The following is a 13756-nucleotide window of genomic DNA, read 5'->3' as shown; positions in this document are numbered from 1 at the left end:
GCCGCCCGGTCCCCCGGGCGGCTCGTGCGTGCGGCGCTCCTGTTTTCACGACCTGAGGAAAGCACCCTCACACGCGCGAGGGCGGGCGCTCATGCGCGCGCGACCACGTACGGGGCGATGCTGGAGAGCTTCTCGCAGGTCTCCTCGTACTCGCGCTCGGGCGTCGAAGCGGACACGATGCCGGCGCCGGCCCGCAGCCATGCCCGGTCGTTCTCGGCGTAGAGGGCACGCAGCACCAGGGCGGCGTCCATCGACCCGTCCCGCGAGACGGTCAGGACGGCGCCGGAGTAGAGCTCGCGGCGCTCCTCCAGCCGGATGATCGCGTCGATCGCCTCCGGCTTGGGGATGCCGGAGGCGGTCACGCCGGGAAACAGCGCGTCGAGCGCGTCCCAGCAGGTGCGGCCGGGGGCCAGTTCGCCGCTGACACTGGAGCCCAGATGCTGCACGCTGCCGCGCTCCTTCACCGCCATGAAGCCGGTGACCCGGACCGTGTCGGGCGCGCACACCCGATACAGCTCCTGCTGCGAGGTGCGCACCGAGACCGCGTGCTCGAAGATCTCCTTGGGGTCGCTCTCCAGCTCGTGGCGGGTCAGTGAGTCCGTGCTCTCCCCCCGGCCGAAGGCTCGCGTGCCGGCCAGTGGCTGGGTCGTGACCGTGCCGTGCCCGTCGACACTCGCCAGCACCTCGGGGCTGAACCCGGTGGCCTGGAAGCCGTCCAGGTCGAGGAGGAACGAGCGGGCCGGGGTGTTGGCGGCACGGCCGCACACGTACGTCGCGACGACGTCGACGGGGAACGGGATCGGCAGCCGGCGGGAGACGATGACCTTCTGGTAGAGCCCGGCGGCGATCTCGGAGATCGCCTGGGCGACCCGCGACCGGTAGTGGTCGCCGTCGGAGCGCACGTCGACCGGCGACGGTGCCGCGACCCGGGACGCGCCGGGGGCGGACAGCAGCTTGGCGACCCGCTCGGCCTCGCCGGCGTCGGCGCTCACCACCAGCGCGCGTCCCGCCTCGATGCGCACCTCGGTGCGAGGCACGATCAGATGGGCGAGCCGGCCCGCCGGGTCGCTCGCGGCGAACTCGAACGCGATCCAGCCGTAGGCGTTCCAGGCCGGCCAGGGGGCCGCGCCGAACACCGCCTCCAGTGCCGCGGCCGGCCGGCCCGACCAGGCCTCGTCCACGGAAGGCCCGTCCAGCCAGCGGCTGCGCACGACTCCGGGTTCGAGGATCACCTCGCCGGACACCCCGCCCGCGAAGGTCCACAGGCCCGGTCTTTCGTACACGGTGTAGTCGTCGAACAGCCCTGAGCCGGCCAGACGGGCGACCAGGTGCAGCGGATCGACCGGGCTGTCGACGACCACCTCCGTGCGCATCTCATCTGTACTGATGCCAAACGACACAAGACCCACCCCTCTGAGGGACCGGAAAATCCGATCAATTTAGGTAAGGCTAACCTTGTGCCGATTTAATAGGCAAGGCTAACCTAACCTTCAGGCGGGGCGGCTGTATGGCCCCCGGACCCACAAAGAAAGAGTTGAGCGTGCGGGAACAGCAGGACGTCGCACGGCGGCGCGAACTGATGCGGCGGATGATGGCCGAGGCGGGGCTCAGCCCCGGCAGGGACCGGATCGTCCCACGCCGGTCCGGCGACCCCGCACCGCTGTCCTACGCGCAGCAGAGCATGTGGCTGCACCACCGGACGTTTCCCACCAGCCCGGCCTACAACGTCTGCCTGCTGGTGCACATGTCGGGTGAGCTCGACCCGGAGGCGCTGCGCGAGGCGCTGCGCGCCCTCATCCGCCGCCACGCGGTGCTGCGCACCGTCTACGACGACCATGACGAGAACGGGCCGGTGCAGCACGTCCTCGCCGACGACTCCCTCGACCTTCCGGTGCGCGACTGCGCCGATGCCGAGGCGCGCGCCGGGCGACTCGCGGCGCTCCCCTTCGACCTGCGCGTCGAGAGGCCGATCCGGCTGGAACTGCTCCGGCTCGGCGCGCGGAGGTACGCCCTCGTCCTGGTCGTGCACCACATCGCCTGGGACGGCATGACCTGGGGTTCGCTCTCGCGCGACCTGTCGGCGATGTACCGGGCCGCCGTCCTGGGGGAGCCCGACGGTCTTCCCACGCTGACCGTCCAGTATCCGGACTTCGCCGCCTGGGAACAGGGCCGCCCGCACTCTCCAGAGGAGATGGACTACTGGCGGCGGCGCCTCGACCCGCCGCCCGCGCCCCTCGACCTGCCCGCCGACCGCCCGCGGGGCGCGACCGTCTCCGAGCGGGGCGGACGCCGGGCCCGCCGTTTCGACGACGCGGTCACCGAGGGGATGCGGAAGCTGGCCGCCGCTGAGAACGTCACCCCGTACATGGTGATGCTCGCCGCCCACGCGGTGCTGCTGCACCGCTACACCGGCGCCACCGACATCGCGATCGGCTCGGCGGTCATGAACCGCGAGCACACCGAGATCGAGCGGCTGGCCGGCAACTTCGGCAACACCCTCGTGCTCCGCACCGACCTGTCCGGCGCGCCCACCTTCCGCGAGGTCCTGCACCGGGTCCGTGACACCTGCACCGAGGGGTTCGCCCACCGGACGTTGCCGTACGACACGATCGTCCAGGAGCTGCGGCCCGCCCGGCAGCGCGGCAGGTCGCCGTTCTTCGACACCATGCTGCTCTTCCTCACCCAGGAGATCGGCGACCTGGACCTGCCGGGCGTCACCACGAGCTGGACGCACATCCACAACGGCACCACCCACTTCGACCTGTCGCTTGAGGCATTCGTCAGGCCACAGGGCATGACCGTCGAGGCCACCTTCCGGCGCGAGCTGTTCGACGACGAGCGCGTCGACGCGCTCCTGGCCCACCTGGAGACGCTGCTTGAGAGCGCGCTGAGCCGTCCGGACCTGCGGATCGCCGACCTGGAGCTGCTCGGCGCGGACGAGCTGGCCCTGCTGGCGGAGTGGAACGACACCGCGTGTCCCGTCCAGGACACGACGGTGACCTCCCTGTTCGAGGAGCAGGTCGCACGCACCCCGGACGCGGTCGCCGTCGAAGGTGGGGTCGAAGGTGGGGTCGACGGTGGGGTCGACGGTGAGTCGGGCACGCTCACCTACGCGGAGCTGGACCGGCGGGCCTCGGGCCTCGCCCGGCTGCTGCGCGAGCGTGGCGCGGGACCTGACCGGGTCGTCGCGCTGGCCCTGCCCCGTACCCCGGACCTGGTGGTCGCGCTGCTGGCCGTGCTGAAGTCCGGTGCCGCCTACCTGCCGCTGGACACCGACCACCCGGCCGACCGGCTGGCCTACATGATCCAGGACGCGGACCCGCTCTGCGTGATCGCGACTCCGGAGACCGCCGCCCTCCTCCCGGAGGGAACCGCCGTGCTGACACCGTCCGGGTCGCTGCCCGAGCCGGAGCCGTCACACCCGGCCCGAGGCGGCGACCTGGCGTACGTCATCTACACCTCGGGCTCGACCGGCCGCCCCAAGGGCGTGGCCATCCCGCACTCCGCGCTCACCGCATTCCTGCTCACGATGCGGGAGCGCCTGGCCCTGGGCGCCGCCGACCGGCTCGTCGCGGTGACCACGATCGCCTTCGACATCGCGGCGCTGGAGCTGTACATACCGCTGATCAGCGGCGCGACCGTCGTGCTGGCCGGACGCGCGACCGTGCGCGACCCCGCGGCGCTGGGCGGCCTGCTCGCCGGGGCGACCATCGTCCAGGGCACCCCGTCGCTGCTGGGCTCGCTGGAGCCGGCCGCCCTCGCCGGGCTGCGGGTGCTCGTCGGCGGCGAGGCCCTGCCGGCCGCGCTCGCCGGGACCCTCCACTCGGTGGCGGCGTCGGCGGTCAACGTGTACGGACCGACCGAGGCGACGGTCTGGGCGACCTCCGCCGACCTGCCGGCGACGGGGATCGGCCGTCCGTTCCCCAACACCCGCGCGTACGTCCTGGATCCCGCGCTGCGCCCCGCGCCGGTCGGCGTCCCCGGGGAGCTCTATCTCGCGGGCGAGCAGCTGGCCCGCGGCTACGCCGGCCGCCCGGGGCTGACCGCGGAACGCTTCGTCGCCGACCCCTTCGGCCCGCCGGGCGAGCGCATGTACCGCACCGGGGACCTGGCCCGCTGGAGCCGCGACGGGTCGCTGGAGTACCTGGGGCGCGGTGACGACCAGGTGAAGATCCGCGGATTCCGGATCGAGCCCGACGAGGTGCAGGCCGTGCTCGCCGCCCACCCCGGTGTCGCGCGGGTCGCCGTCGTGGTCCGCGAGGACAGCCCGGGCGAGCGGAGACTCGTCGCCTACGTCGTGCCGCGCCCCGGCTTCCGGGAGGCGGACCTGCGGGCCGCCGCGGCCAGAGTGCTGCCCGAATACATGCTGCCCGGTGCGGTGGTCACCCTTGAGGAACTGCCGCGGACCGTCAACGGCAAGCTCGACCGGGCCGCGCTGCCCGCACCCGGGGTCCAGGTGTCGAGCCGGGGGCCGCGCGACGACCGCGAGGCGGCGCTCTGCGCGGTCTTCGCCGAGACGCTCGGCCTGGACACGCTGGGAATCGAGGTGGGAATCGACGACGACTTCTTCGCGCTGGGCGGCCACTCCCTGCTGGCCACCCGCCTCGCCGGCCGGGTGCGCGCCACGCTCGACGCCGAGCTCACCATCGCCGACGTCTTCGAGGCGCCCACCGTCGCCACGCTGGCGCCCAGGCTGGTGCGGGGCACCCGGCCGAGGGTGCGCGACGTGACCAGACCCGAGGTCGTCCCCGCCTCGGCGGCCCAGCGCGGCTTCTGGTTCGAGGAGCGGCTGCGCGGCCCCTCGGCCGCCGACGCGCTCCCGCTCGGCCTGCGCCTGCGCGGCCCGGTCGACGTCGACGCGCTGCGCGCCGCGTTCGGCGACGTCGTGGCACGGCACGAGGCGCTGCGCACCCTGCTGGTGGAGGGCCCCGACGGGTTGCCGGTCCAGCGTGTCCTGCAGGCCGGCGGGGTCGCGTTCGACGTGGTGGACGCACGCGGCTGGACCGAGGAGCGGCTGCGCGCCGCCGAGGCGCGGGCCGCCTCGCACGTCTTCGACCTCGGTGCCGACCTGCCGATCCGGGCGACCCTGCTGCGTGTCTCCGCCGAGGAGTCCGTCCTGGTCGTGCTCCAGCACCACGCCGCCGCCGACGAGTGGTCGTTCACGCCGCTGCTCGCCGACCTGTCTCGCGCCTACACCGCCCGCGGCGCGGGCACCGCGCCGGACTGGGCCCCGCTGCCCGTGCAGTACGCCGACTACGCCGTCTGGCAGAGCCGGACCGCCGAGTTCGCCGACCAGCTCGCCTTCTGGGAGCGGACGCTCCATGAGCCGCCCGAGGAGAGCACGCCGCCGGCCGACCGGCCCCGGCCCGCCGAGGCGAGCCACCGGGGCGGGCTGGCCTCGTTCGAGCTGCCGCTGGCCGGTGCGCGCAGGCTGGCCCTGGGGACCGGAACCAGCGTGTTCATGGTCCTGCACGCCGCCGTGGCCGCGCTCCTGCACCGGGCGGGCGCGGGCGACGACGTGGCGCTCGGCTCGCCCATCGCGGGCCGGGCGGACGCGGACCTCGCGGACCTGGTCGGGGTGTTCGTCAACCTCGTCGTGCTCCGCACCGACCTGTCGGGGGACCCGACCTTCACCGAACTGCTTGAGCGGGTCCGGCACACCGACCTGGCCGCGTTCTCCAACTCCGACGTGCCGTTCGAGCAGGTCGTGGAGCGGCTCGCGCCGGAGCGCTCGCTCGCCCGCAGCCCGCTGTTCCAGGTGATGATCGTCCACCAGCGGCTGGAGGACGTGCGGCTGCGGCTGCCCGGCGTGCACGCCGAGCCGTTCCTGCCCGAGACCGGTGGCGTCAAGTTCGACCTGGACATCTACTTCGCCGAGGGCGAGGAGCGGATCGAGGGGTTCGTCGCCTACGCCACCGACCTCTTCGACGCCGGGACCGTCACCGGCCTGCTCACCGACCTCGGCGAACTGCTCGATCGGGTCACCGAGGACCCGGCGCGGCGCCTGTCGTCGCTCGGCGCCCCGGTCACCAGGCCCGACACCGTCCGCGAGTTCCCCCCGCTCACCGTCGCCGAGCGGATCGAGGCACAGGTGGCGCGCACCCCGCACGCCACGGCCGTCGTCTGCGGCGACACCGCGCTCGGCTACGCCGAACTGGACGAGCGGGCCGAGGCCCTCGCCGACCGGCTCGCCGCCGCGGGAGCGGGCCCCGAGAAGATCGTCGCGATCGCGCTGCCCCGCTCGGCCGAGTTCGTCGTGGCGCTGCTCGCCGTGCTCAAGACCGGTGCGGCCTACCTGCCCATCGACACGACCTATCCCCGCTCCCGGATCGAGATGATGCTCGGAGTCGCCCGGCCCCTGCTGGTGGTCGGCGCCGACGAGCCGCCCCTGGACGCGCCGCCCCGCGCCCGGCCCCGGCCCCACCCCGACCACCCCGCGTACGTGATCTTCACCTCGGGGTCCACCGGGACGCCCAAGGCCGTCGTCGGGACCCAGCGGGCACTGGCCAACCGGCTCGCCTGGGGCGCCGATCTCGCCGCGGTCGGCGTGCGGGTGGCCAAGAGCTCCCCGGCCTTCATCGACGGCAGCACCGAACTGCTCGGCGGCCTCATCGCCGGTGACACCGTCGTCGTCGCGGACGACGAGACCGCCACCGACGCGCTCGCCCTGGCCGAGCTGATCCGCGGCCACGGGGTGAACCTGGTGACCGTCGTGCCGAGCCTGCTGGCCGCGCTCCTGGAGACCGGGGAGCTCGGCTCCGTGACCACGTGGGTGAGCAGCGGCGAGGCCCTGCCCGCCGCCCTGGCCGAGCGGGTCCCCGCCCGGCTGGTCAACCTGTACGGCTGCTCGGAGGCGGCCGGGGACAGCCTGATCGCCGAGGGCGGCGGCGGGCTGGCCCCGATCGCCAACACCGTCGCGTACGTGCTGGACGCCGGGCTCCGCGAGATGCCGGTCGGCGAGCTCTACCTGGCCGGAGACGGCCTGGCGCGCGGATATCTCGGTGACCCGGCCCGCACCGCCGAGAGGTTCGTGGCCAACCCCTTCGGCCCGCCGGGCTCGCGGCTCTACCGCACCGGCGACCGGGTGCGCCGCCGCCGCGACGGCACCCTGGACTTCCTGGGCAGGGCCGACGACCAGATCAAGATCCGTGGCTTCCGCGTCGAACCCGGTGAGGTCGAGGCGGTGCTCGCCGCCCGGCCCGGCGTACGGCAGGCGGCCGTGGCGGCCCGCTCGGGTCCGCGCCTGGTCGGCTACGTCGTGGGTGAGACCGGCCTCGACCTCGACGCGCTGCACGCCGGGCTCGGCGAGATCCTGCCGGACTACCTGGTCCCCTCCGTGCTCGTCGGCCTCGACCGGCTACCGCTCACTCCCAACGGCAAGCTGGATCGGCGGGCGCTGCCCGAGCCCGCGGCCCGCGAGGGCAGGGCGCCGCGGACCGACGCCGAGCGCGGCCTCGCCGGGCTCGTCGCCGAGACCCTCGGGCGGGACGGCGTCAATGCCGACGACGACTTCTTCCGCACCGGCGGCGACAGCATCAGCGCGGCCCTGCTCGTGGGACGCGCCCGCCGCGCGGGTCTCTCCTTCACGGTCCGCGACGTCTTCCGGTCGCGTACCGTCGAGGCCCTGGCCCGGATCGCGGTGGCCCTGCCCGGTGACATGCCCGGTGATGTGCCCGCCGACGCCGCGCGGGCTCACCCCGAGGGCGTGACGGCCGGCACCGCACCCCCGCTCGACGCCCCCGGCGGGACCGTGACGGCACCCTCGGGCGGGTCGTCCGAGTCGCGGGCCGAGCTGCCGCTCTCGCCGCTGCAGGAAGGACTGCTGTTCCACCTGATGCTGGCCGGTGAGGACCGCGACGTCTACGTCCAGCAGGCCGTGGTGACCCTGTCAGGGCCCGTCGACCTCGGCCGCCTTGCCGGGGCCGCGCGCCAGGTGCTGCTGAAGTTCCCCAACCTGCGGGCCGGGTTCCGCACCGACGGCGGCCGGGCCGTGCAGTTCGTCCCGGAGCGGTTCGAGGTCGACTGGACCTATGCCGAGACCGGCGAGGCGGAGGCGCTGGAGGCGTTCGTCGAGGCACAGCGCGCCCGGCCGTTCGTCCCCGACTCCCCGCCGCTGATCCGCTTCGCGCTGGCCAGGGTGGGCGAGGACGACTTCCGGCTGGTGCTCACCTCCGAGCTGATCCTGCTGGACGGCTGGTCGGGTGGCCTGCTGGTCACCTCGCTGCTGGAGTTCTACACCGACGCCGACGCCGAGCGGGACCGCCCCGTGGTCGGTTTCCACGCCTACCTCGACTGGGTGAACGGGCAGGACCGGCAGGCCGCGATCAAGTCCTGGGGCCGCGCTCTGGACGGGCTCGACGAGCCGACTCTGCTCAGGCCCGAGTCGGCCGACCGCCCCGCCGACCTCGCCGGTGCCGGGGAGATCCACCGCGCGCTGCCCGAGGGCCTCACCGCCCGGCTCGGTGCCCTCGCCCGAGAGTCCGGGCTCACCCTCGCCGCCCTGTACGAGAGTGCCTGGGGACTGCTGCTGGCGGGCCTCACCGGCCGTGACGACGTGGTCTTCGGCGTCTCGGTGTCCGGTCGCCACCCCGACGTCGACGGCGTCGAGTCCGTCGTCGGGCTGCTGTTCAACACGGTCCCCGTCCGGGTGCGGGCCGGCGCGGCGGACCCGCTGCGCGCCGTGCTGGAACGGACGCAGACCTTCCAGTCGGAGCTGTTCGACCACTCCTACGTCGCGCTCGCCGACGTGCAGCGGGTGACGGGCCTCGGGACCCTCTTCGACACCCTCTTCGTGTTCCAGAACTTCCCCGGCATGCCCACCGACCGCGGCTTCGGCCCCGGAGGCGACGTGCGGGTGCTCGGCCGCCAGGTCCGCGACGCGACCCACTACCCGATCACCATGGTCGTCGAGCCCGGTGCGGGCCTGCGCGTCATGTACCGGGGCGACGCCTTCACCGAGGCCGAGACCGAACGGCTCACCGACCGGTACGTGCGGGTCCTGGAGACGCTCGCCGCCGCGCCCGAGACCCCCTGCCACCGGCTCGACCTGCTCCTGCCCGACGAGCACGACCGGCTGCGCCGGGACTGGGCCGAGGCCGAACGGCCCGTGCCCGACCTCACCATCGCCGAGCTGCTCGCCGAGCAGGCCGAGCGCACCCCGCACGAGCTCGCCCTGGTCTCCCAGCCCGACGTGCGGCTCACCTACGCCGAGCTGGACGCCGCCGTCAACCGCCTGGCCAGGCTGCTCAGGGCGCACGGAGCGGGCCCCGAGCGGGTGGTCGCCCTGGCACTGCCCCGGTCGGCGGAGATGGTCGTCGCGCTGTTCGCGGTGCTCAAGACGGGCGCCGCCTACCTGCCCCTGGAGCTGGACTACCCGGCCGAGCGGCTCGACTTCATGCTGACCGACGCCGCCCCGGTCTGCCTGGTCTCGCACCGCGACATCGCCGCCGGACTGACCTGCCCGGGTGACTCGATCCTGCTCGACGACCCGGCCGTACAGGCGAGGCTGGCCACGCTGCCCGGCACCGGGCTGACCGGGGAGGAACTGCCCGATTTCGGCAGGGACGTGCCGGGCCGGCTGGACCATCCGGCGTACGTGATCTACACCTCCGGCTCCACCGGGCGCCCCAAGGGTGTGGTCACCCCCTACCGGGGTCTGACCAACATGCAGTTCAACCACCGGGCCAACATCTTCGACCCGGTGGTGGCCTCGGCCGGGCGCCGGCTGCGGATCGCGCACACCGTGTCGTTCTCCTTCGACATGTCGTGGGAGGAACTGCTCTGGCTCATCGAGGGCCACGAGGTGCACGTCTGCGACGAGGAGCTGCGGCGCGACGCCGAGGCGCTCACCGAATACCTGCGGCGTCACCGGATCGACGTGATCAACGTGACGCCGACCTACGCGCAGCAGCTCCTGGAGGAGGGGCTGCTGGAAGGGGAGCACCGCCCGCCGCTCGTGCTGCTGGGCGGCGAGGCCGTCCCCGTGGCGGTCTGGGACCGGCTCGCGCAGGCCGAGGGGGTGCTCGGCTACAACCTCTACGGCCCGACCGAGTACACGATCAACACGCTGGGCGGCGGCACCGAGGACAGCGCCACGCCCACGGTCGGCAGGCCGATCTGGAACACCCGCGGCTACGTGCTCGACGGCTGGCTGCGGCCGGTACCGCCGGGCGCGCCGGGAGAGCTCTACATCGCGGGCGCGGGCCTGGCCCGAGGCTACCTCGACCGGCCTGGCCTGACCGCCGAACGGTTCGTGGCCGATCCCTTCGGCGGCGGCCGGATGTACCGGACCGGCGACCTCGTACGGGTGCGCCAGGACGGCAACATCGACTTCCTGGGCCGTACCGACGAGCAGGTGAAGATCCGCGGCTACCGGGTCGAGCTTGAGGAGGTCGAGAGCGCGCTGGCGGCCGAGCCCGGCGTCGGGCAGGCGGCCGTCATCGCGGTCGGCACCGACGTGCCCGGTGTCAAGCGCCTCATCGGCTACGTGGTGCCCGACGGCGCCGCGCGGCCCGACGCCGAGCGCGAGCACCTGGCGGAGTGGCGGCAGATCTACGACGCCGAGTACACCGAGATCGGCACGGCGGTCCACACCGAGGACTTCGCGGGCTGGGACAGCAGCTACGACGGGCTGCCCATCCCGCTGGAGCACATGCGCGAGTGGCGCGACACCACGGTGGCCCGCATCCAGGACCTCAACCCCCGGCGGGTGCTGGAGATCGGCGTCGGCACCGGCCTGCTGCTGTCGCGGCTCGCCCCCGGTTGCGAGGAGTACTGGGGTACCGACTTCGCGGCCCCCGTCATCGCCAAGCTCCAGGCGGACCTCGGCCCCGACTCGCCGGTACGCCTGAGCTGCCGGCCCGCTCACGACACCGCGGGGTTGCCCGCCGGTCACTTCGACACGGTGGTCGTCAACTCCGTGGTCCAGTACTTCCCGGGTGCCGGATACCTCGCCGACGTGATCGCCGCCGCGATGGACCTGCTCGCCCCCGGTGGTGCGCTGTTCATCGGCGACGTGCGCGACCTGCGGTCGGTGCGCTGCCTGCACGCGGCGATCCAGCTCGGCAGGGAGGGCGGCGCCGGCGGCGCCGACATCGGTGCGGCGGCGATCGACCGGGCGGTGCGGATGGAGAAGGAACTCCTCCTCGACCCCGCGTTCTTCGCCGCCCTCGACCTGGCCGCGCGGGTGGAGGTCCGTACCAAGCGCGGCGTCCACCACAACGAGCTCAGCAGGCACCGCTACGACGTGACACTCTGGAAGTCACCCGCCGAGCCACCCGCCGTGCCCCCCACCGAGGCCTCCGTCGTGGACTGGGCGGGCCTCGACGACCTGGCCACCCGGCTGTCCGGCGGTCTTCCCGGGCCGCTCAGGGTGCGTGCCATCCCCGATCCCAGGCTCTCCGCCGAGCTCGCCGCGCTACGCGCGATCGAGGGCGGGGCCTTCGCGGGGGAGGCGCGCGAGCTGCTGCGGGCATCCCCGCGGGGCGTCGAACCCGAACTGCTGTACGCGCTCGACCCAGGCGTGGTGACCACCCCCTCGGCCGAGATCGGTCACTACGACGCGGTCTTCGGCGGCGGGGCCGCCTTCCTGCCGGCCGATCCGGAGCGCAGGCCCGCGTCGTACGCGAACAACCCGGCGGCGGCCCGCGACCACGGGGCGCTCGCCGCCCGGGTGCGCGAGGGGCTCAGGCGGCGGCTGCCCGGCTACATGGTGCCGAGCGCGGTCATGACGCTGGACGCGCTCCCGCTGACCGTCAACGGCAAGCTGGACCGGCGGGCGCTGCCCGCCCCCGACCGGCAGGGGCCGCGCGGCAGTGGCCGCGCCGCCAGGACCGCCGTGGAACAGCTGCTGTGCACGCTCTTCGGCGAGGTGCTCGACGTCGCCGGCGTCGGGATCGACGACAACTTCTTCGAGCTGGGCGGGCACTCGCTGCTGGCGACCCGGCTGGTCGGCAGGGTCCGCGCGGTGCTCCGCGCCGAGCTCGCGATCCGGGACCTGTTCGAGGCGCCGAACGTCGCCGAGCTCGCCACCCGGTTGCACGACAGGGCCGGTGTCGCGCTCAGGCCCCCGCTGACTCCCCGGCGGCGTCCCGAACGCATCCCGCTGTCGTACGCGCAGCGCCGGCTCTGGCTGCTCGACCAGATCCTGCGCGAGGACGAGGGGCCCCGCGAGGCGTACCACCTGCCGCTGGCCGTGCGCCTGAGCGGCGAGATCGACGTGGCCGCGCTGGAGGCCGCGCTCGGCGACGTGACGGCCAGGCACGAGAGCCTGCGGACCGTCTTCGCCGAGCACGAGGGCGTGCCATACCAGCGGGTCCTGCCGCCGGAGTCGGCACGCCCCGCCCTGGAGATCACGACCTGCTCGCCGGAGGAGGTGATCGCGCGCCCGTTCGACCTGGCCACCCAGATCCCGCTGCGGGTCGCGCTCATCCCGGAGGGGGAGAACGAGCACCTACTGCTCGCGGTCTTCCACCACATCGCGTTCGACGAGTGGTCCTTCGGGCCGTTCGCCAGGGACGTGGCGCGGGCCTACGCCGCGCGGCTGGACGGAGCGGCGCCCGCGGGGGAGCCCCCCGCGGTGCAGTACGCCGACTACACGCTCTGGCAGCGTGAGCTGCTCGGCGATCCGGTCGACCCGGGCAGCCCGCACGCCCGCCAGCTCGCCTACTGGGCGAAGGCGCTGTCGGGCATGCCGGCGGAGATCCCGCTGCCGGTGGACCGGCCCAGGCCGGCCACCGTCGGCCAGCGCGGCGCGACCGTGACCAGGCAACTGCCCCAGGCGCTGGTCGAGCGGCTCCGCGGGCTCGCGCGCGGGGCCCAGGGGAGCATGTTCATGGTCTGCCAGAGCGCGGTCGCCGCGCTGCTGCACCGCGCGGGCGCGGGGGATGACATCCCGCTGGGCAGTCCCGTCGCGGGCCGCACCGACGAGGCGGCCGGTGACCTGGTCGGCTTCTTCGTCAACACGCTCGTGCTTCGCGCCGACGCCTCGGGCGACCCCTCCTTCGCCGAACTGCTCGCCCGCGTCCGCGACACCGACCTGGCCGGTCTGGCCAACCAGGACCTGCCGTTCGAGGCGCTCGTCGAGGCGCTGCGGCCACCCCGGGTGCCCGGCCGCAACCCGCTCTTCCAGGTGATGGTCGGCTACGAGAACCAGGCCATGGGCGAGGTGCGCTTCCCCGGGCTGCGGCAGCGGGAGGCGCTCTTCAGCCCGCCCGCGGCCAAGTTCGACCTGGACTTCATCTTCAGGGAGCGGGCCGAGGAGCTCCATCTCGTCGTCGACTACTCGGCCGACCTGTTCGAACCGGCCACGATCGACACGATGCTCCGCGCGCTCCTCGACGTGCTGGAGACCGTCGCGGACGACCCGGAGACGCGGCTGAGCGACCTGCCGGTGGCACTCGAGGCCCGTACGGTCACCCAGGCCGGCGCCGGGCACGCCGTCCGGCGCGACGACGACCGCGAGGCGCTGCTGTGCCGGGCGTTCGCCGAGGTCCTGGAGGTGGACGCGGTCGGGCCGCACGACAACTTCTTCGAACTGGGCGGTCACTCGCTGCTCGCCATGGAGCTGGTGCGCCGGATCCGCAGGGAGCCGGGCTGCGCCGGAATGAAGATCGCGACGCTCATGACCGCCCAGACCGTCGCCGAACTCGTGAACCGGCTGGAATGAGGCGCTTCACACGGCCTTCAAAGATTGCTAAGTTAGGTTAGCCTTACCTAATCTTTAGAGCCCCTACCGGCTCTGGAAGGACACCCATAC

At 73.7% G+C, this 13756-nt stretch carries 2 protein-coding genes; one reads left to right on the top strand and one right to left on the bottom strand.

Annotation, left to right across the window (positions count from 1 at the left end):
- Nucleotides 1–89 precede the first annotated feature (89 nt).
- Complete coding sequence (locus tag ABZU75_RS30520; protein WP_355561543.1) at nucleotides 90–1373, bottom strand: salicylate synthase; 1284 nt, start codon at nucleotides 1371–1373, stop codon at nucleotides 90–92.
- Between the two features lie 167 nt (nucleotides 1374–1540).
- Between ABZU75_RS30520 and ABZU75_RS30515 the strand changes: the two genes are divergently transcribed.
- The gene (locus ABZU75_RS30515; protein ID WP_355561541.1) at nucleotides 1541–13666 is read left to right on the top strand and encodes an amino acid adenylation domain-containing protein; all 12126 of its coding nucleotides are present in this window, start codon (nucleotides 1541–1543) and stop codon (nucleotides 13664–13666) included.
- Nucleotides 13667–13756: the final 90 nt, after the last annotated feature.

The organism is Streptosporangium sp. NPDC005286 (assembly GCF_040607515.1).
Taxonomy (GTDB): Bacteria; Actinomycetota; Actinomycetes; order Streptosporangiales; family Streptosporangiaceae; genus Streptosporangium.
The sequence above is the reverse complement of the archived record's forward strand: the minus strand, read 5'-3'. Positions and strand labels throughout refer to the sequence as shown.

What these genes read in the sequence shown, in the direction of transcription:
- ABZU75_RS30520 (WP_355561543.1), bottom strand. Translation starts at nt 1,373, where the DNA reads ATGCGCACGGAGGTGGTCGTCGACAGCCCGGTCGATCCGCTGCACCTG.